Source organism: Helicobacter pylori (assembly GCF_009689985.1).
GTDB lineage: Bacteria > Campylobacterota > Campylobacteria > Campylobacterales > Helicobacteraceae > Helicobacter > Helicobacter pylori_CG.
This window is the reverse complement of sequence record NZ_QBAW01000007.1, coordinates 1-21,831: the sequence shown is the minus strand read 5'-3', so window position 1 is coordinate 21,831 and position 21,831 is coordinate 1. Positions and strand designations below refer to the sequence as shown.

Annotated in this window: 16 protein-coding genes and 1 pseudogene; 16 read left to right on the top strand and 1 reads right to left on the bottom strand. The window is 39.8% G+C overall.

The features are described 5' to 3' along the window. Position 1: 1 nt before the first annotated feature. From DBU79_RS05955 to DBU79_RS08055, 12 genes and pseudogenes are all read left to right on the top strand, one after another. On the top strand, positions 2-1,366 hold the full coding sequence (locus tag DBU79_RS05955; protein WP_154411851.1) for a TIGR00366 family protein: 1,365 nt from the start codon (positions 2-4) through the stop codon (positions 1,364-1,366). Between the two features lie 127 nt (positions 1,367-1,493). Beyond that, positions 1,494-2,495 carry a lipid A deacylase LpxR family protein gene (locus tag DBU79_RS05950; RefSeq protein ID WP_154411850.1) on the top strand — a complete coding sequence of 334 codons (1,002 nt, stop codon included), beginning with the start codon at positions 1,494-1,496 and terminating at the stop codon, positions 2,493-2,495. 208 nt (positions 2,496-2,703) lie between these two features. Beyond that, a complete protein-coding gene (locus DBU79_RS05945; RefSeq protein WP_154411849.1) occupies positions 2,704-4,845 on the top strand; it encodes a hydantoinase/oxoprolinase family protein in 2,142 nt (713 codons plus the stop codon). Between the two features lie 11 nt (positions 4,846-4,856). Beyond that, positions 4,857-7,154 (top strand): hydantoinase B/oxoprolinase family protein, encoded by a 2,298-nt coding sequence (locus DBU79_RS05940; protein WP_154411848.1) that lies wholly within the window; start codon positions 4,857-4,859, stop codon positions 7,152-7,154. Between the two features lie 23 nt (positions 7,155-7,177). Then, positions 7,178-7,678 (top strand): acetone carboxylase subunit gamma, encoded by a 501-nt coding sequence (locus tag DBU79_RS05935; RefSeq protein ID WP_162982101.1) that lies wholly within the window; start codon positions 7,178-7,180, stop codon positions 7,676-7,678. A gap of 202 nt (positions 7,679-7,880) precedes the next feature. After that, a complete protein-coding gene (locus tag DBU79_RS05930; RefSeq protein WP_154411847.1) occupies positions 7,881-8,072 on the top strand; it encodes a DUF262 domain-containing protein in 192 nt (63 codons plus the stop codon). A 10-nt stretch (positions 8,073-8,082) separates the two neighbouring features. Beyond that, positions 8,083-9,111 carry a hypothetical protein gene (locus DBU79_RS05925; protein ID WP_154411846.1) on the top strand — a complete coding sequence of 343 codons (1,029 nt, stop codon included), beginning with the start codon at positions 8,083-8,085 and terminating at the stop codon, positions 9,109-9,111. Further along, a complete protein-coding gene (locus DBU79_RS05920) occupies positions 9,104-9,490 on the top strand; it encodes a diacylglycerol kinase (protein WP_154411845.1) in 387 nt (128 codons plus the stop codon). Before DBU79_RS05925 ends, DBU79_RS05920 begins: the two co-directional genes overlap by 8 nt. A 15-nt stretch (positions 9,491-9,505) precedes the next feature. Next, a complete protein-coding gene (gene gyrA / locus DBU79_RS05915) occupies positions 9,506-11,992 on the top strand; it encodes a DNA topoisomerase (ATP-hydrolyzing) subunit A (RefSeq protein WP_154411844.1) in 2,487 nt (828 codons plus the stop codon). Beyond that, positions 11,992-12,465 (top strand): hypothetical protein, encoded by a 474-nt coding sequence (locus DBU79_RS05910; protein WP_195834239.1) that lies wholly within the window; start codon positions 11,992-11,994, stop codon positions 12,463-12,465. Before gyrA ends, DBU79_RS05910 begins: the two co-directional genes overlap by 1 nt. Further along, positions 12,462-13,607 carry a transcriptional activator FlgR gene (flgR, locus tag DBU79_RS05905; RefSeq protein WP_154411842.1) on the top strand — a complete coding sequence of 382 codons (1,146 nt, stop codon included), beginning with the start codon at positions 12,462-12,464 and terminating at the stop codon, positions 13,605-13,607. Before DBU79_RS05910 ends, flgR begins: the two co-directional genes overlap by 4 nt. A 170-nt stretch (positions 13,608-13,777) precedes the next feature. Next, a pseudogene (locus DBU79_RS08055) lies at positions 13,778-14,598 on the top strand (hypothetical protein). A gap of 669 nt (positions 14,599-15,267) precedes the next feature. Here DBU79_RS08055 and uvrA read toward each other — a convergent pair. Beyond that, entirely contained in the window at positions 15,268-18,093 is a 2,826-nt protein-coding gene (uvrA, locus tag DBU79_RS05890; RefSeq protein WP_180481961.1) for an excinuclease ABC subunit UvrA, read from the bottom strand. Positions 18,094-18,257: 164 nt separating this feature from the next. On the opposite strand from uvrA, the gene hopE reads away from it, so the two are divergent. The 4 genes from hopE (at position 18,258) to DBU79_RS05870 (ending at position 21,693) form a co-directional block, all read left to right on the top strand. Then, a complete protein-coding gene (hopE, locus tag DBU79_RS05885; RefSeq protein ID WP_154411840.1) occupies positions 18,258-19,079 on the top strand; it encodes a Hop family outer membrane protein HopE in 822 nt (273 codons plus the stop codon). 177 nt (positions 19,080-19,256) lie between these two features. Further along, positions 19,257-20,183 carry a 16S rRNA (cytosine(1402)-N(4))-methyltransferase RsmH gene (rsmH, locus tag DBU79_RS05880; RefSeq protein ID WP_134890207.1) on the top strand — a complete coding sequence of 309 codons (927 nt, stop codon included), beginning with the start codon at positions 19,257-19,259 and terminating at the stop codon, positions 20,181-20,183. A gap of 20 nt (positions 20,184-20,203) precedes the next feature. After that, on the top strand, positions 20,204-20,548 hold the full coding sequence (locus DBU79_RS05875) for a hypothetical protein (protein WP_001022704.1): 345 nt from the start codon (positions 20,204-20,206) through the stop codon (positions 20,546-20,548). Positions 20,549-20,790: 242 nt separating this feature from the next. Further along, on the top strand, positions 20,791-21,693 hold the full coding sequence (locus DBU79_RS05870) for an SAM hydrolase/SAM-dependent halogenase family protein (protein ID WP_134890206.1): 903 nt from the start codon (positions 20,791-20,793) through the stop codon (positions 21,691-21,693). Positions 21,694-21,831: the final 138 nt, after the last annotated feature.

The window sequence follows — 21,831 nt, the reverse complement described above, 5'->3', positions numbered from 1 at the left end:
TATGTTTTTATTAAGGCATTTGACTTCAGCGTGCGTGTTTTTAGCGTCTAAATGTTTGCCGGACTCTTTTGTCTTGGTCGCTCTTTTATCGTTTGTCGTGTTTGTTCTTGTTTATTGCTTGACAGGGCAAGACGCTTCGTCTGTCATTTCCAGTTGGGGGAATGGCGCTTGGACGCTTTTAGGTTTTTCTATGCAAATGGCTCTTATTTTGGTGCTAGGTCAGGCTTTAGCTAGCGCTAAATTAGTCCAAAAACTTTTAAAATACTTGGCGTCTTTACCTAAAGGGTATTACACGGCTTTATGGTTAGTTACTTTTTTATCGTTAATCGCTAATTGGATCAACTGGGGTTTTGGCTTGGTGATCAGCGCGATTTTTGCAAAAGAGATCGCCAAAAATGTTAAAGGGGTGGATTACAGGCTACTTATCGCTAGCGCTTATTCGGGTTTTGTCATCTGGCATGGGGGTTTATCAGGCTCTATCCCTTTAAGCGTTGCCACCCAAAATGAAAATCTATCCAAAATGAGCGCTGGGGTGATTGAAAAAGCCATTCCTATCAGTCAGACGATTTTTTCTGCATATAATTTAATCATTATAGGGATCATTCTTGTAGGGTTACCCTTTTTAATGGCAATGATCCACCCTAAAAAAGAAGAAATCGTTGAAATTGATTCAAAGCTTTTAAAAGACAAATACAAAGAAATTGAACTCATTGACCACCAACAAGACAAAACGATCGCGCATTTTTTAGAAAACAGTGCTTTGCTTTCTTATCTTTTGGTTTTTTTGGGTTTTGGGTATCTTGGTGTTTATTTTTTTAAAGGGGGAGGGATTAGTTTAAACATTGTCAATACGATTTTCCTTTTTTTAGGGATTTTACTGCATAAAACCCCTTTGGCTTATGTGAAAGCGATCAATCATTCCGCTAGGAGCGTGGCTGGGATTTTATTGCAATTCCCTTTTTATGCCGGGATTATGGGGATGATGGCAAGCCATAGCGTGGGGGGGCATTCTTTAGCGCAAATGCTTTCTTTAGCCTTCACGCACATCGCTAATGAAAAAACTTTCGCGCTCATGACTTTTTTGAGCGCAGGGGTTGTCAATATTTTTATTCCATCAGGCGGAGGGCAATGGGCGATTCAAGCTCCTATCATGCTCCCAGCTGGCCAAAGCTTGGGGGTGGATCCGGGCGTGGTTTCTATGGCTATCGCTTGGGGAGACGCTTGGACGAATATGATACAGCCTTTTTGGGCTTTGCCTGCGTTAGCCATTGCCGGTTTGGGCGCTAAAGACATTATGGGCTATTGCGTTTTGACTTTAATTTTTGTAGGCTTAGTCGTGTGTGGGGTATTTTATTTTTTAGTGTGAGTTTTTTATGCCTAAAACCACGCTCTTTCCAATGGGTAAAGTTTTCTCTTTTTACCCTTTAAACGCTCTTGTAATTAAGCCTTATTTCGTTACAATAACCAACCCCATAATAACCTAAGGAAGTGTTTTGTTTTTCAAATTTATTTTATGTTTATCATTAGGAATGTTTGCATGGGCAAAAGAGGATATTCTTACCCCATTAACGCCCTCTAAACGCTATTCTATCAATTTGATGACTGAAAATGATGGTTATATCAACCCTTACATTGATGAGTATTATACCGCAGGCAACCAAATAGGTTTTTCTACTAAAGAGTTTGATTTTTCTAAAAATAAAGCGATGAAATGGACTTCGTATTTAGGGTTTTTCAATAAAAGCCCTAGGGTTACTCGTTTTGGCATTTCTCTCGCCCAAGACATGTATACCCCTTCACTTGAAAACAGAAAACTGGTGCATTTGCATGACAACCACCCTTATGGGGGGTATTTGAGGGTGAATTTGAATGTGTATAACCGCCATCAAACTTTCATGGAGTTATTCACGCTTTCTTTAGGCACGACAGGGCAAGATTCTTTGGCCGCTCAAACGCAGCATCTCATTCATAAATGGGGCCATGACCCCCAATTTTATGGCTGGAACACACAGCTCAAAAACGAATTTATCTTTGAATTGCACTACCAATTGCTCAAAAAAGTCCCCCTTTTAAAGACTCGTTTTTTTTCTATGGAGTTAATGCCTGGGTTTAATGTGGAATTGGGTAATGCGAGGGATTATTTCCAACTCGGCTCGCTCTTTAGGGCTGGGTATAACCTAGACGCTGATTATGGGGTCAATAAGGTCAATACCGCTTTTGATGGAGGCATGCCTTATAGCGATAAATTTTCCGTCTATTTTTTTGTAGGGGCTTTTGGGCGCTTCCAACCCCTTAACATCTTCATTCAAGGCAATAGCCCTGAAACTAGGGGCATTGCTAATTTGGAATACTTTGTTTATGCCAGTGAAATAGGAGCGGCTATGATGTGGCGTAGCTTTAGGGTGGCTTTTACGATCACTGATATTAGTAAAACCTTTCAATCCCAGCCTAAACACCACCAAATCGGCACTTTAGAATTGAATTTTGCCTTTTGATTTAATATTAGGTTTAATATTTTTCTTCCTATATGATATTTTTTTGAATGAACTTATTACTATTATTCACTTCACACACTAAATTTTCACTGATTGGCTTTAAAAAAAAAAAAAAAACGATTTCCATTTTAAAATTTGTCCTATAATTCAAATAGGTTACCTTGATAGGTTACCTTGAGCAACACTTTAATACTAAGGAGTCTAAAAAATGAAAGACGCAAGAGTTCAGGTGATGGGTATTGATGCCGGTGGCACCATGACAGACACATTTTTTGTGAAAGAAAATGGCAGTTTCGTAGTTGGTAAAGCCCAAAGCAACCCAGAAGATGAGAGCTTAGCTATTTACAATAGCTCACAAGACGCTTTATCGCATTGGCAATCAGATGTGAATAAGGTTTATCCAGAGTTGGTCACTTGCGTGTACTCAGGCACGGCGATGCTCAATCGGGTCGTCCAAAGGCGTGGGATGGAAGTGGGCCTGATTTGCAATAAGGGTTTTGAGCAAATGCATTCTATGGGCAGGGCGTTGCAATCCTACTTGGGGTATGCGCTAGAAGAAAGGTTGCATATCAACACGCACAAGTATGATGATCCGCTGATTCCTTTAAAAAGGATTAGAGGCGTTACAGAAAGAACCGATGTCAAGGGGCAAGTGGTTATCCCAGTGCGCCAAGAAGAGGTTAAAGTTGCTGTTAAGGAGCTTTTAGAAGCAGGCGCAAAGGCTATTGTGATTTGCTTGTTGCAATCTCATAAAAACGCTGAAAGCGAACGGATCGTTAGAGATATAGCGTTAGAACAGATTGAAAAATTGGGTAAAAATGTTCCTGTATTCGCTTCGGTGGATTACTACCCTCAAAGAAAAGAAAGCCACAGAATGAACACCACTATCTTAGAAGCTTATGCGGCTGAGCCAAGCAGACAAACTCTCTCTAAAGTCAGTAACCGCTTCAAAGAGCATGGCGCTAAATTTGATCTTCGTGTGATGGCAACGCATGGAGGCACTATCAGTTGGAAAGCTAAAGAGCTCGCTAGAACGATCGTGAGCGGTCCTATTGGAGGCGTGATTGGATCTAAATTGCTAGGCGAAACGCTTGGTTATGACAATATTGCATGCAGCGATATTGGCGGCACGAGCTTTGATATGGCGCTTATCGTTAAGAGCAATTTCAACATCGCTTCTGACCCTGATATGGCGCGCCTTGTTTTATCTCTACCGCTTGTGGCTATGGATTCTGTTGGTGCAGGTGCGGGGAGTTTTGTGCGCATTGATCCGCACAGCCGATCTGTCAAACTAGGACCTGACAGCGCGGGGTATAGAGTTGGCACTTGTTGGAAAGACAGCGGGTTAGACACGGTTTCAGTAACTGATTGCCATATTGTTTTAGGCTATTTGAACCCGGATAATTTCTTAGGCGGTTTGATTAAATTAGATGTGGATAGGGCTAAAAAACACATTAAAGAGCAAATCGCTGATCCGCTAGGCATTAGCGTAGAAGATGCGGCTGCGGGTGTGATTGAGTTGCTTGATTTGGAGCTTAAAGAATACTTGCGATCCAATATTAGCGCTAAAGGGTATAGCCCGTCTGATTTTGTGTGCTTTTCATATGGTGGTGCGGGGCCTGTGCATACCTATGGCTATACAGAAGGTTTAGGGTTTAAGGATGTGGTAGTGCCTGCGTGGGCGGCTGGATTTAGCGCTTTTGGTTGCGCTTGCGCTGATTTTGAATACAGATACGATAAGAGCGTGGATATTGCCATTCCGCAGTATTCTTCAGACAAGTCAAAAGTAGAAGCATGCAAAATCATTCAAGACGCATGGGATGAATTGACTCTCAAAGTGATTGAAGAGTTTAAGATCAATGGATTTTCTCAAAAAGATGTGATTTTAAGACCTGGATACAGGATGCAGTATATGGGGCAATTGAATGATTTAGAGATCACTTCTCCTGTGTCAAAAGCTGCAAGCGTGGCTGATTGGGAAGAGATTGTTAAAGAATATGAAAAAACCTACGCTCGTGTTTATTCTGAATCAGCGTGTTCTCCAGAGCTTGGTTTTAGCGTGACCGGCGTGATCATGCGTGGTGTTGTGGCTACGCAAAAACCTGTGATTCCGGTTGAAAAAGAGCATGGTGCCACGCCTCCAAAAGAAGCCAAAATAGGCGTTAGAAAATTCTATCGTCATAAGAAATGGGTGGATGCAGATGTGTGGCAAATGGAAAAATTACTGCCTGGAAATGAAGTCATAGGGCCTGCGATCGTGGAATCAGATGCGACCACTTTCGTGATACCCAAAGGCTTTGCGACAAGACTAGACAAACACCGATTGTTCCACTTAAAAGAAATTAAATAAAGGAGTTCAAAATGGCAAATTTATTGAAAAACGGCAAAACTTTAAAACAAGCTAGAGATGAAATCCTAGCCAGGACAGAAAAAACAGGGCATTATAATGGTCTCAAAAAACTAGAGTTTAAAGAAAGAGATCCGATTGGTTATGAGAAAATGTTCTCTAAATTAAGAGGTGGTATCGTGCATGCCAGAGAAACGGCTAAAAGGATTGCGGCTAGCCCTATTGTTGAGCAAGAGGGGGAATTGTGCTTCACGCTTTATAACGCTGTGGGCGATAGCGTGCTGACTTCTACGGGCATCATTATCCATGTAGGCACTATGGGATCGGCTATTAAATACATGGTAGAGAATAATTGGGAAGATAGCCCTGGTATCAACGACAAGGATATTTTCACCAATAATGACTGCGCGATTGGGAATGTGCACCCATGCGATATTATGACTCTTGTGCCTATTTTTCACGATGAAAAATTGATTGGTTGGGTAGGCGGTGTTACGCATGTGATTGATACCGGATCAGTTACTCCAGGATCGATGAGCACCGGGCAGGTTCAAAGATTTGGGGATGGATACATGATCACTTGCCGTAAGACAGGGGCGAATGATGAGAGCTTTAAAGATTGGTTGCATGAATCTCAAAGATCGGTAAGAACGCCTAAATATTGGATTTTGGATGAAAGGACTAGGATTGCAGGATGCCATATGATTAGGGATTTAGTGATGGAAGTCATTAAAGAAGACGGCATTGATTCTTACATGCGATTTATTGATGAGGTGATTGAAGAGGGGAGAAGAGGCCTTATCTCTAGGATCAAATCCATGACCATACCGGGCAAGTATAGAAAGGTAGCGTTTGTGGATGTGCCTTATGCGCATAAGGATATTGGCGTGTGTTCTGAATTTGCTAAACTAGACACAATCATGCACTCTCCTGTGGAAATCACTATCAATAAGGACGCTACATGGAAATTGGATTTTGATGGTGCGTCTAGGTGGGGATGGCACTCTTTCAATTGCAACCAAGTGTCTTTTACTAGCGGTATTTGGGTGATGATGACTCAAACGCTGATCCCCACTTCCCGCATCAACGATGGTGCTTATTTTGCGACTCAATTCAGACTCAAAAAAGGGACTTGGATGAATCCAGATGACAGGCGCACTGGGCATGCTTATGCGTGGCATTTCTTGGTATCAGGCTGGAGCGCTTTGTGGAGAGGTTTGTCTCAAGCGTATTACAGCCGAGGGTATTTAGAAGAAGTCAATTCTGGAAACGCTAACACTTCCAATTGGCTGCAAGGCGGTGGTATCAACCAGGATGGAGAAATCCATGCGGTGAATAGCTTTGAGACGAGTTCTTGTGGGACTGGAGCTTGCGCGATAAAAGACGGCCTAAATCACGCAGCGGCTATTTGGAATCCAGAAGGCGATATGGGCGATGTTGAAATTTGGGAAATGGCAGAGCCTCTTCTTTATTTAGGCAGGAATGTCAAAGCCAATACCGGTGGGTATGGGAAATATCGAGGCGGTAACGGGTTTGAAACCTTAAGAATGGTGTGGGGCGCGCATGATTGGACCATGTTCTTTATGGGTAATGGCTATATGAATAGCGATTGGGGTATGATGGGAGGCTATCCAGCGGCTAGTGGTTATAGGTTTGAAGCGCACAACACCGATTTAAAAAACAGGATTAAAAATAACGCTAGCTTGCCTTTGGGGGGCGATTTTAACCCAACTGATCGAGATTATGAAAAGCACATTTCTCATGCGTCTCAAGTCAAAAGGGATAAGCAATGCATCACCACTGAGAACTGCTTTGACAATTACGACTTGTATTTGAACTACATCAAAGGCGGTCCTGGATTTGGCGATCCTATTGAAAGGGATTTGGATGCGATTTTAGAAGATCTAAACAGCAAACAGCTATTGCCAGAATACGCTTACAAGGTTTATGGTGCGATTGTGAGCCAGAATAAAGACGGCATTTGGGTAGGAGATGAAGCCAAAACGAAAGCCAGAAGAAAAGAAATTCTTGAAAACAGAAAGGCTAGATCCATCCCTGTAAAAGAATGGATGGAGCAAGAAAGAAACGCTATTCTTGAAAAAGAGGCTTCCAAACAAGTTAAGCACATGTATGCGACTAGCTTTGATCTCTCGCCTAAGTTTTTGAATGATTTTAAAACATTCTGGAACTTGCCAAAGAATTGGACTGTGAAAGAAGATGAGCTTGGCGTATTCACCTATGGATCTAAATACAGGATGGATTTGAGCAAATTGCCTGATGTGCGCACGGTTGTGTTGGTTGATGAGAAATAAGATTTTTGTGAAGGAGAATGGTTATGTCAAAATACACACAAGAACAAATTAAAAATTTAGTAGAGGGGAACTTGGATTGGAACACTGTCTTAAAAATGCTGAGCATGCCTAAAGATCATGAAAGGTTCCAAATGTATTTGAAGGTGTTGCAAGATAAGGTAGGTTTTGATGATAAGATCGTCTTACCCTTGGGGCCGCATTTGTTTGTGGTGCAAGATCCTCAAAAGAAGTGGGTTATTAAGTGTTCATGCGGTCATGCGTTTTGCGCTCCAGAGGAGAATTGGAAATTGCATGCAAACATCTATGTGCGCGATACAGCAGAAAAAATGGAAGAGGTGTATCCTAAACTCTTAGCCAGTGATACTCACTGGCAAGTGTATCGGGAGTATATTTGCCCGGATTGCGGCATCCTTTTAGATGTTGAAGCCCCAACTCCTTGGTATCCTGTGATCCATGATTTTGAGCCTGATATAGAGGTGTTTTATAAAGATTGGCTAGGCATACAGCCCCCAGAAAGACGCTAAAATCGCTCAATCCTTTTTATGAAGAGGCTTTATGCCTCTTTGGTGCATTAAAAAGCTTGGGTTAATTCAACTCAAGCGGATTTTTCTTCAATCCTAATAAATTCAGCCACAAATTAGGACTTTTTCAAAATTTTAAGCTCTTTTTCTTTTTTTTTGATTTAATACTAGGTATAATTTTAATTCCACCTAACAAGGAAAAGCTATGAAAGTAACACAAGGCATTGCTAACGACTTTTTTGCCCTAACAAACACGATATTTTCTATCCTTGTACACCAGCGAAACCACACTTGGGAAGAAGAAAATTGTAAAAAATTACTGCAAGATATTGTCAATATCTCTAAAAATAAGAAAATGTATTTTATGGGTCCTATCACTATGCTTTCAATAAAATAAAGGGTGTTTTTTGACTAAAAAATTCATGTCTTGGATGGTGGTTATTGGGGCTTTAATTTGCGTGCTTTTAGGGGTGTTTATCTTCTTTACTAGCATGTCGGTTAAAAAATCTTTAAGCGCTTATCTTAACGCTTATTTGGATCAACGCCCTAAAATTAAGGGCATGGGGATTGTAGGAGCTCCTTTTGAATGCGAAGGGTTTTTTAAAATTGCATGCGTTTCTAAAGAGCTGAGTTTTTTAGACTCTCAAAACTCCCCTATTATGGATTTTAAAAATTTAAATATCAAGCTCCATTCTTTAGATAAAAGCTCTCTTACCCTTTCTGTCCATTCTCAAATCAAATCCCCTATTTTAGAGCAATCCATTCAGCAAAAAATCAGCCAAATCCCCCTAAAAGACTTGAATACCTTATTAGAAAAAATGAAACCCACACGCTTGAATTGCTCTTTAACATTCAACGCTCTAGATGAAAAAACCTTAAACGATAATTTAAAATGCGATTTGACTAATGCGGAAAATATCCTTGCTTACACTTTTTTTCAAGAGGGTTTAATGGAGACGCAAGAAAATCTTTCCCTTAAAAATATTTTTAAAACCTTGAGTTCTAAAGACGCTAAAGCCATAGAAGAGCTGCAAGACAAACTGCGTTTTTTAGCGCCAAAGTTGAGCGTTTCTATCCAAGTGCGCCATCTTAAAAATGTTTTAGAGTCCTTTTACCACCAACATAAAGAGAGTTTGGGCTTTTTTTCCCCTTATTTTAGCTTGCGTTCTCAAACCCCTAGCGTCTCTTATGAAAGCGCGTTAGCTTCTTTAGAAAACTATTTTATGGCCTTGTTCCAATCCCATTTTAAAGACGATACCACGCTCCAACAAAATTTTAAGGGATTGTTGCAAGCCCTTGTTTCTATGGCTAAAGACAAACGATCCCAGATCACTCTTAACGCCCAAGCTAAAGACAACGCCAAGCTGACTTTTAACGCCTTGTTGGATAGCCTTAGCGTGAATTTCTTTCAATCTTACAAAATAAGCCATGAGTGATTTCAAAGTCCCCCCCAAAGCTAAAGGGTTTAAACGCCTTTTTAAAGCCCTTTTTTATTCTAAAGACGGACTTAAATGCGCATGGGCTGAAGAGAGCGCGTTCAGGCAAATTATTATCTTGGCTCTTTTTTGTATCACTCTAGCGATCTATCTAGCTAAAGATTTTTTAGAATGGGGGCTATTGATTGCACCTTGTTTTTTATCGGTGGTCATTGAATTGATCAACAGCTCCATTGAAAAGGCTGTGGATTTTACTGGCACTGAGTTCCACCCCTTAGCCAAAAAGGCTAAAGACATGGCCAGTGCAGCCCAACTGATAGGGCTTATTTTTTGGGTTTTGATTTGGGGGCGTTATCTTTTAACGCTTTATTTTAATTAAATTTTAGGGAGACACATGCAAGGTAATTTAGTCAATGAAACAAAAAATATTGTAGAAGTGGGGATTGATTCTTCTATTGAAGAGAGCTATTTAGCCTATTCCATGAGCGTGATCATAGGGCGTGCTTTACCGGACGCTAGAGATGGCTTAAAGCCTGTGCATAGGCGTATTTTGTATGCGATGCATGAATTAGGCCTTACTTCCAAAGTCGCTTACAAAAAAAGCGCTAGGATCGTGGGTGATGTGATTGGTAAATACCACCCCCATGGCGATAACGCGGTTTATAATGCGCTAGTGAGAATGGCGCAAGATTTTTCCATGCGTTTGGAATTAGTGGATGGGCAGGGCAACTTTGGTTCTATTGATGGCGATAACGCTGCAGCGATGCGTTACACTGAAGCCAGAATGACTAAGGCGAGTGAAGAAATTTTAAGGGATATTGATAAAGACACCATTGATTTTGTGCCTAATTACGATGACACCTTAAAAGAGCCAGATATTCTACCAAGCCGTCTGCCTAACCTTTTAGTCAATGGGGCTAATGGGATCGCCGTAGGGATGGCGACTTCTATCCCCCCTCATAGGATTGATGAAATCATAGACGCTTTAGCGCATGTCTTAGAAAACCCTAACGCTGAATTAGATGAAATTTTGGAATTTGTCAAAGGGCCTGATTTTCCCACCGGTGGGATCATTTATGGCAAGGCGGGCATTGTTGAAGCCTATAAAACGGGGCGAGGGCGTGTGAAAGTGCGGGCCAAAGTGCATGTGGAAAAAACAAAAAATAAAGAAATCATCGTTTTAGATGAAATGCCTTTCCAAACCAATAAAGCCAAATTAGTGGAACAAATCAGCGATTTAGTGCGAGAAAAGCAAATTGAAGGCATTAGCGAAGTTCGCGATGAGAGCGATAGAGAGGGCATTAGAGTGGTGATTGAATTAAAAAGAGACGCAATGAGTGAAATTGTCTTAAACCACCTTTACAAACTCACCACCATGGAGACCACTTTTAGCATCATTTTACTCGCTATTTACAATAAAGAGCCTAAGATTTTCACGCTTTTAGAGTTGTTGCGCCTTTTCTTAAACCACAGAAAAACCATTATTATAAGACGCACGATTTTTGAATTAGAAAAGGCTAAGGCTAGAGCGCATATTTTAGAAGGCTATTTGATCGCCTTGGACAATATTGATGAAATCGTGCAGCTCATTAAAACAAGCCCAAGCCCAGAAGCGGCTAAAAACGCCTTAATGGAGCGTTTCACTTTGAGCGAAATCCAAAGCAAAGCCATTTTAGAAATGCGTTTGCAACGCTTAACAGGCCTTGAAAGGGATAAGATCAAAGAAGAATACCAAAACTTGTTGGAGCTTATTAGTGATCTCAATGGCATTTTAAAGAGCGAAGATCGCTTGAATGAAGTCGTCAAAACAGAGCTTTTAGAAGTCAAAGAGCAGTTTTCTTCTCCAAGGCGCACTGAAATTCAAGAATCTTACGAAAGTATTGACACAGAAGATTTGATCGCTAATGAGCCTATGGTGGTGAGCATGAGCTATAAAGGCTATGTGAAAAGAGTGGATTTAAAAGCTTATGAAAGGCAAAATCGTGGCGGTAAGGGCAAGCTTTCAGGCAACACTTATGAAGACGATTTTATTGAAAACTTTTTTGTGGCTAACACGCATGATATTTTGCTCTTTATCACCAATAAGGGGCAATTATATCATTTGAAAGTCTATAAAATCCCAGAAGCGAGCCGGATCGCTATGGGTAAAGCCATTGTGAATTTAATCTCACTCACTCCAGATGAAAAGATCATGGCGACTCTAAGCACTAAAGACTTTAGCGATGAACGCTCTTTAGCTTTCTTTACAAAAAATGGCGTGGTGAAGCGCACCAATTTGAGCGAATTTGGCGGTAATAGGAGTTATAGCGGTATCAGAGCGATTGTTTTAGATGAAGGCGATGAATTAGTGGGCGCAAAAGTTGTGGATAACAACGCCAAGCATTTGCTCATCGCATCGCATTTGGGTATTTTCATTAAATTCCCTTTAGAAGATGTGCGCGAGATCGGAAGAACTACTCGTGGGGTTAGAGGGATTAAATTGAATGAAAATGATTTTGTTGTCGGCGCGGTCGTCATTAGCGATGATAGCAACAAGCTTTTGAGCGTGAGCGAGAACGGGCTTGGCAAGCAAACTCTAGCCGAAGCGTATAGGGAGCAATCTCGTGGAGGCAAGGGGGTCATTGGCATGAAGCTCACTCAAAAAACCGGTAATCTAGTGGGCGTTATCAGCGTAGATGATGAGAACCTGGATTTGATGATCCTTACTGTGAGCGCGAAAATGATTAGAGTTTCCATTAAAGACATTAGAGAAACTGGAAGAAATGCCAGTGGGGTAAAACTCATAAACACCGCTGATAAAGTCGTGTATGTCAATTCTTGCCCTAAAGAAGAAGAGCCAGAAAATTTAGAAACCTCTTCGGCGCAAAATTTGTTTGAGTGATGCGTTTCTTTTCATTCTGTTATTTTTTATTTTATTTTTTAGGGGTTTCTTTGCAAGCTCTCAGCCCCCTAGAAGATCAAGAATTTTTAATTTCATACCGCTTGAAAATCGTTGATTCTAGAGTGATGGGCGAAGAGTATTCTGTCTCTAAGCCTATCGTCAGCCGCATTAAAACAGCCCCCTATGTTTTAGACTATCATTGCTATATTATTACTAGCAACTTACCCGATTTGAAAAACCCCTTGTTCCAAACCAAACTAGAACGCTTCCTTTTAGAAATAGCGTTAAAAAAAGAAAAAGAGCGAGTCATAGACTGCATTTTAAAAAGCCAAGTCGCTATCACGCATTATGATCACAGCTATAAAAACGGCACCACTACCACGAGCATTCTCAACCTCAAAGCCTTAAGCGTTAGAGCGAGTTTGGTGGGAGATGCGTTATTGTTAGATATTTTTAGAAAGGAAGAAGAATGAAAATCGCCATTGTAGAAGACGATATTAACATGCGTAAAAGCCTGGAGCTTTTTTTTGAGCTTCAAGACGATTTAGAGATTGTGAGTTTTAAAAACCCTAAAGACGCTTTAGCCAAATTAGATGAAAGCTTTGATTTAGTCATCACGGATATTAACATGCCCCATATGGACGGCTTGGAATTTTTACGCCTTTTAGAAGGCAAGTATGAATCCATTGTGATTACCGGTAATGCGACCTTGAATAAAGCCATTGATTCCATTCGTTTAGGCGTGAAAGACTTTTTCCAAAAGCCTTTTAAACCAGAATTGCTTTTAGAATCTATCTATCGCACTAAAAAAGTTTTAGAATTTCAAAAAAAACACCCTTTAGAAAAACCTTTAAAAAAACCACACAAACACAGCTTTTTAGCCACTTCAAAAGCTTTAGAAGAGAGCAAACGGCAGGCCTTAAAAGTCGCAAGCACGGACGCTAATGTCATGCTATTAGGCGAAAGCGGGGTGGGTAAGGAAGTTTTTGCTCATTTCATCCACCAGCATTCTCAGCGCTCCAAACACCCTTTTATCGCAATCAACATGTCCGCAATCCCAGAGCATTTATTAGAAAGCGAGCTTTTTGGGTATCAAAAAGGGGCGTTCACGGACGCCACAGCGCCTAAAATGGGGCTTTTTGAAAGTGCGAATAAAGGCACGATCTTTTTAGATGAAATCGCTGAAATGCCCATTCAATTGCAAAGCAAACTTTTAAGAGTGGTTCAAGAAAAAGAAATCACACGCCTTGGGGATAATAAGAGCGTTAAAATTGATGTTCGTTTCATTTCCGCCACCAACGCTAACATGAAAGAAAAAATCGCTTCAAAAGAATTCAGAGAAGATTTGTTTTTCCGCTTGCAAATCGTGCCTATAACTATCGCGCCTTTAAGAGAGAGAGTAGAAGAGATTCTACCCATTGCTGAAATCAAGCTTAAAGAAGTGTGCGACGCTTATCATTTGGGGCCAAAATCTTTTTCAAAAAACGCCGCAAAACGCCTTTTAGAATATTCTTGGCATGGGAATGTGCGAGAGCTTTTAGGCGTCGTGGAAAGAGCGGCGATTTTAAGCGAAGAAACGGAAATCCAAGAGAAAGATTTGTTTTTGGAAAGGTAGTTTGTAGGGCTTCTTTATAAACCATCTGCAACCAGATAAGTTTAATAAGTTTTAGTGATCACGCTATAATTTCATAGGGTCATTAGAAAAAGCGTTTATTAGAAACGCTTAATTTGGGATTTTTGCTCAAAGGGGTTTAAAGATTGGGGTTCAATTAATGGGGAGTTTTTATGTTAGCGAATGATTTTATGGTTAAGAAATTAAAAAACAAGGAATTGCATGGTTTGTTGTGTAACAAATTGAGTAAAAGAGTGGATAGATTTGGCTATAGAGTGATTGGTGTTGGAGCGGATCAAGAGACTAACGAAGTGATTGTTCAATTGAGTGAGAAAAAGATTGTTAGATTGAGTAGCAAGACCGCTTTAGCAAATGATGATGATTTCATGGCGGGTATTTTTGATGAATTTAATGGATTAAAGGCTAATAAAGAACCACAGAAACCTAACTCGATCTATTATGGGTATGGCAGCTCTTATAAAATCATTGATGTTCTTAACGATAAGAATGGTGATTTTATCAATTGCTGATTGTTTATCGTTAAGGAATTAGGGGTTGATGAGTGTTTAGGGTTTTATACACCCCCTGTGATTGATAATAACAACACCACTCTTGCTGATTTGCTTGAAAATGGCGAGCCTGCAATATATTATGAAACCAATTCTGCAAATATCAAGCGTTTTTTGGATAGAGGGCCTTACAACATTGAGTGGTTGGTGAGAAAGTATTTGGAAGTTGGATTTAGGAGTTACAAAATAGAGCGGATATAAGGAACGGAATTTGCGATCAAATTCTACTATAAAAAGTGGGGGTCTATGATTGATAGAGAAGCTAAAAGGCAATTCCCCAAATACCTTAAGACTCAAAGAGGAGGCCGTTAAAATGACAAGCAAGGTGTTTTAGGAGTTGTTGAGGGGGCCTTTGTTTGGCAACCTCCTTGGCAAAGATCCCATTCAAGCGATTATAATGCGGACGAAAAAACAATAATAAATAAAATCTTGTTGGGTCTTAATTAGTTTTTTAAATTAAAAGTCATTTTTTAACCCCTAAGACCGCGCTACAAAAATTATCGTGCAATTAAAATTAAAATCAAACTCTTTACTATTGATTATGAAAAATGTTTTTTAGCATTTTTTATAGTTTATGATTAACACTTAATGGTAATAAAGCCTTATTAGTAGTTTTTGTGTGGGACTAAAAATAGTGAGTTTAGGGGGTTTTTAACCCTACCCCTTGTAATTTGGGCTATAGGGCGAAAATAATAGTACCCACTCTCACGATTTTTTAATGGCTGATAACCTACTTATTTCAAGCTTTTTATAATCTCTAGCATGGATTTAACTATGGCGCATTTTTCTTGCTTCATTCGTTGTGGCTCTTGTGTTTTAAATTCGTTTGTGGTGGGATTATTCCCATTAAGGTTTGAAACGCTATTGCCGTTTTTGCAATGATTAGAAAGTGTCGGCTTGGTCTCTATTTTCCTTAGTATTTTCTCATTTTTCAAACTCTCATGCGATGGATTTTAAAGGCATGGTTTCCTTGCTAACTCTTGCATGATTAAGCGGCTATTATTGCCGTTAGCCTTGTAATTTTTCTGCTCTCTAATATTTGGCTGTCTGTTATTTTATTCAGCCCTACATCGTTTTAACAAACCCCATGCAAGCTATTTCAATTCCAAAGCTAAAAATTTTCCCGTATAGCTTTGGGTTTTTTCGCAATTTTGTGCCACTTCTAAAGGCGTGCCGCTCGCAATGACCCTCCCGCCCTTATCCCCCCCATCAGGCCCCATGTCTATAATGTAGTCAGCGTTTTTGATAATGTCTAAATTATGCTCAATCACTAGCATGGAATTGCCTAACGCCACTAAAGAGTGCAAAACCTGTAAAAGGTGATTCACGTCTTCAAAATGCAAACCGGTAGTAGGCTCATCTAAAATATAAAGGGTTTTGCCTGTGTCTTTTTTACTCAATTCTTTAGCCAATTTGATCCTTTGAGCCTCCCCCCCGCTTAAAGTCGTAGCGTTTTGCCCTAAAGTGATATAGCCTAAGCCCACATCTATAAGTGTTTTTAACTTCACGGCGATTTTAGGGAATTTAGCAAAAAATTCATAAGCTTCTTCCACGCTCATGTTCAACACATCAGCAATGGATTTGCCTTTCACCTTGATTTCTAAAGTTTGGGGGTTGTATTTAGCACCCTTACAGCTATCGCATTGGACTAACACATCAGGCAAAAAGTGCATTTCTATTTTAATGTCCCCATCGCCTTGGCATTTCTCGCACCGCCCCCCTTTAACATTAAAGCTAAAACGGCTCGCGCTATAGCCTAAAATTTTAGCTTCTTTTTGCTCGGCAAATAAAATCCTGATTTCATCCATCACTCCCGTGTAAGTGGCGGGGTTGCTTCGTGGGGTTTTGCCTATGGGGGCTTGATCTAAATAAATCACTTTATCCAAATGCTCCAACCCTACAATCTCCACCCCATTCAAACTTTGAGCTTTTTTAGCATGGTTTAAAAGGGTTTGAGCGGTGGGTAAAAGGGTTTGTAAAATCAGCGAACTTTTACCGCTCCCGCTCACCCCAGTAATGCACACCAATTGTTTTAAAGGGATTTGAACGCTCAAATTCTTAATGTTATTGATATTGACATTTTTAATTTCTAAAAAATGCTTTTCTTTAGGGAGTTCAAATTTAGGGCGCTCAATCTTTTTAGTGCCGTTGAGATACAAGGCGGTAGAATGGTTATTTTGCAATAACTCTTCCACGCTCCCGCTAAAAACCACCTCGCCTCCATGTCTTCCAGCCTTTGGCCCAATATCCACAACAAAATCCGCATGCTTAATCGTCTCTTTATCATGCTCTACGACAATGAGCGTGTTCCCCTTTTTTTGTAAATTCCTAAGGGTGTTAATAAGTTTGAGCGTGTCTTTTTCATGCAAGCCAATGCTAGGCTCGTCTAAAACATACAAAACCCCTGTCAAACCACTCCCGATTTGACTAGCGATTCGTATCCTTTGGCTCTCCCCTCCGCTAATCGTTCGTGCATCCCGCCCTAAAGTCAAATATCCTAGCCCCACATCGTATAAAAAAAACACCCTTTCTAAAATCTCTTTTAAAATCGGTTCAGCGATCTTTTTTTCTTGCTCGTTAAGATAGCTAAAATGCGTGGGATCATTAAAAAAGTGATAGACTTCTTCAATGGGCTTAGTTAAAAAATCCGCCATTTTCAAGCCAGCGACTTGGACGCTCAAACTTGAGGCTTTCAAACGATGCCCCTTGCATGAAGAACAGGTTTTTTCGCTCATGTAATCGCTCAAATCCTTTTGCTCTTTAAACATGTCATAAGCGATTTGGATAATGCCTTTCCAAGGGCGTTTTAAGGGGCTATTTTTAAAATGAAAGCTGATTTCAGTGCCATTCCCATACAAAAGAGCGTCTTGTTGCTCTTTATTCAATTCATTAAAACAAAGCGCGCTGTCAATACCATTGTATTCGCAAAAGCCTTCAAACATTTGAGCGTAATAACTGCGGTTATACCCAAAAATCACTTTAATCGCTCCTTGATTTAAAGGCGTGTTAGGATCTAAAATCTTACTAATATCTAAGCTAAATTTTGTCCCCAAACCCAAACAGCTCTCGCACGCCCCTTTAGGCGAATTGAAGGAAAAACTCAAAGGCTCTAATTCTTCAAAACTCATCTTACACTTAAAACATGCCTTATGCTCGCTGTAATGCTTCCTAATGCCTGGCGCGTTGTCTTGCAAGATTTCCACTTCTAATTCCCCATAGCTTTCTTTAAGGGCTTTTTCTACCGCGCTAGCGATCCGTGAAGAATTTTCGCTATTAATGACTACCCTATCCACCACCGCTTCAATGGTGTGTTTTTTGGTTTTGTGCAAATGGATTTCTTCATCTAAACGCACCATCACCCCATCAACAAAAGCCCTCACATACCCCTTCAAACGCAAGCTCTCTAATTTATCGTTAAACGAACCTTTTTTATCTTTAATAATGGGGGCGAGAATAATGATTTTAGAATTTTCTTCTAAATGACAGATTTGAGAAATAATATCGCTCGCGCTCATAGAACTAATAGGCTCTAGACATGTGGGGCAAAATTGCTCCCCAACCCTTGCAAACAACAACCTTAAATAATCATAAATCTCAGTGATCGTCCCCACAGTGGATCTAGGGTTTTTAGAAGTGGTTTTTTGATCGATAGCGATCGCAGGGGTTAGGCCTTCAATTTTATCCACATTAGGCTTACCCACTTTATCTAAAAATTGCCTCGCATAGCTGGACAAACTCTCTAAATAACGCCTTTGGCCTTCAGCGTATAAAGTGTCAAACGCCAGAGTGGATTTACCCGAACCGCTTAATCCGGTAAAAACAACAAACTGGTTTTTAGGGATTTCTAAAAAGATATTTTTGAGATTATTTTCCCTAGCCCCTTGAATAATGATCTTATCCATAATGGTTTTATGTTGCAAGAGTTTCCTTAAAATAAGAAAATGGATTAAAAGGAGCTATTATACTTCAAAAAAGAATGGTTTTATTATCATTTCTTATTCATAAGAGTTAAAAATATTTGCTTGATTAAGGATAAACATGCTATTATTTTATGAGACAATTTTAAAGATAGGAATGTAAAGGAATGGAATTTATGAAAAAGTTTGTAGCTTTAGGGCTTCTATCCGCAGTTTTAAGCTCTTCGTTGTTAGCCGAAGGTGATGGTGTTTATATAGGGGCTAATTATCAGCTTGGACAGGCCCGTTTGAATAGTAATATTTATAATACAGGGGATTGCACAGGGAGTGTTGTAGGTTGCCCCCCAGGTCTTACCGCTAATAAGCATAATCCAGGAGGCACCAATATCAACTGGCATGCTAAATACGCTAATGGGGCTTTGAATGGTCTTGGGTTGAATGTGGGTTATAAGAAATTTTTCCAATTCAAGTCGCTAGATATGACAAGCAAATGGTTTGGTTTTAGAGTGTATGGGCTTTTTGATTACGGGCATGCCGATTTGGGTAAGCAAGTTTATGCACCTAATAAAATCCAGTTGGATATGGTTTCTTGGGGTGTGGGGAGCGATTTGTTAGCTGATATTATTGATAGAGACAACGCTTCTTTTGGTATTTTTGGTGGGGTCGCTATCGGCGGTAACACTTGGAAAAGCTCAGCGGCAAACTATTGGAAAGAGCAAATCATTGAAGCTAAGGGTCCTGATGTTTGTACCCCCACTTATTGTAACCCTAACGCCCCTTATAGCACCAATACTTCAACCGTCGCTTTTCAAGTATGGTTGAATTTTGGGGTGAGAGCCAATATCTATAAGCATAATGGCGTAGAGTTTGGCGTGAGAGTGCCGCTACTCATCAATAAATTTTTGAGTGCGGGTCCTAACGCTACTAATCTTTATTACCATTTGAAACGGGATTATTCGCTTTATTTAGGGTATAACTACACTTTTTAAACCCTTTAAAAGGGTGTCTTTAAGCTCTTTTTAATCTTTATTAAAAAGGATTATTAGCTTGAATTTTCGCATCTTAAAAAGCTAAAATTGATAAAGAAACTTTTGGGCGTAACCAACAAAACCAATACCATTGAGTAGGCATTTGGAAAATTCATCTAGGGGTTTTAGGGGGATTGTTTGCAAGAAATAGAAAATCTGCACCAAAGCGTTTTGTTGCAAGAAGTTTTGCAAGCGTTCACGCCTTTAGAAGAAGGGGTTTTGATTGATTGCACTTTAGGGTTAGGGGGGCATTCTAAAGCCCTTTTATCCCAAAAACCACACCTGAAACTCATTGGCATTGATAAAGATAAGTTCGCTCAAGAAATCGCTAAAGAACGATTGAAAGAATTTGAAGGGCGTTATAATCTCTTAAGCGGAGGTTTTGCCAAACGCTTTAAAGAAGCCCTAGAAATTCATGGTGAGCGAATCAAGGGGGTTTTAGTGGATTTAGGGGTGAGCTCCTTGCAGCTTGATGACGATAACAGAGGGTTTAATTTCCACTCGCACGCTTTGGATATGCGCATGGATTTAGAGAGTGATTTGAACGCTCAAAAAGTCATCAACTCTTATCCTGTAATAGCGTTAGAAAAAATCTTTAGAGACTATGGCGAAATCAAAGAATACAAAAAAATCGCCCACAAAATTGCAGAAAGGCGTGCTAAAAAATCCTTTAAAGACGCTAAAGATTTGAGCGATTTTTTAAGCTCTTTTTCTAAAAATAAAAAAATCCACCCAGCGACACTAGTGTTTCAAGCCATCCGCATAGAAGTCAATAGCGAATTAGAAGAGTTAAAAGAGTTTTTACAATGCGCTAGAAACCTTAAGGGAGCGATTTTGTGCGTGATTTCTTTCCATTCTTTAGAAGACGCGTTAGTGAAAAACGCTTTCAAAGATTACGCTAAAAATTGCATTTGTGATCCTTCAAGTTTCAAATGCGCTTGCTCTAACAATCACGCTTTAGGCGCAATTTTAACCAAAAAGCCCATCACTCCAAGCCCAGAAGAAATTAAAAACAACAGGCGCTCACGAAGCGCTAAAATGAGGGTGTTTCAATTCAAACCATGAGTAAGCCATATGAGTAAGCCATGAATATCAAAACCCATTCTTCAAATGAAAAAGAACGCTTTGTACGCATAGAAGAGGACGAAAAAAAGGAATTGTTCGCTGGAACTGCAAATGAAAATTCGCATGGTCTTTCTTTAATGAATTTAATAGGGGTATTGGTTTTTGGGGGCGCGTTTTTAGCCTTATTAGCGCCTAAAATCTATTTAAGCAATAATATTTATTATATTAGCCGTAAAATCAACACCCTAGAAGATCAAAAACGCCTGCTTTTAGAAGAACAACAAATCCTAAAAAACGAATTAGAAAAAGAGCGCTTTAAATACTATATAGAAAATAGTGAAAATATTGGCGATATTGCGTTTTAAATAAAACCCCCTATCCTTAAGAAAGCCTAATTAGCGGTAAATCATTTTAAATTATTTTAACATAAAGACTTATTTTAAAATTCTGTTTCAATACGAAATTTTAATCCCTTGTAAAAACTTTAAACTTCAAAAAAACAAACAAACAATCCCCTTAAATTGTATAATAAAAACACTTTAATCCAACAAAGGATAACCATGAGAAAACGCTTCACTCCGCTTTTGTTATTTAGGAAATAATACAGATGAAAAAAACGATTTTAGCGTTGTTTTTATCAGCGTGTATAGGGTTATCGCCTGTTTATGCGAGTAACGCTTTGATTTTACAAACAGATTTTAGCCTAAAAGATGGAGCTGTCTCGGCGATGAAAGGCGTCGCTTTCAGCGTTGATTCCAATCTTAAAATCTTTGATTTAACGCACGAAATCCCCCCGTATAATATTTGGGAAGGCGCTTACCGCTTGTATCAGACCGCTAGTTATTGGCCAAAAGGTTCGGTATTTGTGAGCGTAGTGGATCCGGGCGTAGGCACTAAGCGTAAATCGGTGGTGCTAAAAACTAAAAACGGCCAGTATTTCGTCTCGCCGGATAACGGCACGCTGACTTTGGTGGCACAAACTTTGGGGATTGATAGCGTGCGTGAAATTGATGAAAAAACTAACCGCTTGAAAGGTTCTGAAAAATCTTATACTTTCCATGGCCGTGATGTGTATGCTTACACCGGTGCGCGTTTGGCTTCTGGGGCGATCACATTCGAGCAGGTCGGGCCAGAGCTTCCCCCAAAAGTCGTTGAAATTCCTTACCAAAAAGCGAAAGCCACAAAAGGGGAAGTGAAAGGCAATATCCCGATTTTGGATATTCAATATGGCAATGTTTGGAGCAATATCAGCGATAAATTACTCAATCAAGCAAAAATCAAACTCAATGACACGCTGTGTGTAACGATTTTTAAAGGTTCTAAGAAACAATACGAAGGGAAAATGCCGTATGTTGCGAGCTTTGGCAATGTGCCAGAAGGCCAGCCGTTGGTTTATTTAAACAGCTTGTTGAATGTTTCCGTGGCGCTGAATATGGATAATTTCGCGCAAAAACATCAAATCAAATCCGGTGCTGATTGGAATATTGACATAAAGAAGTGTGCTAAGTAAAGCGCTTTTTAGAAAATTAAGGGGAGTTAGAGATTTTTAACCATCAAACTTTTATTAACATAGCCTAATTAATGCTAAATTAGCCCTAAAACAAATTTTTAAAATTTTGTTTCAATATGAAATACCAATCCCTTATAA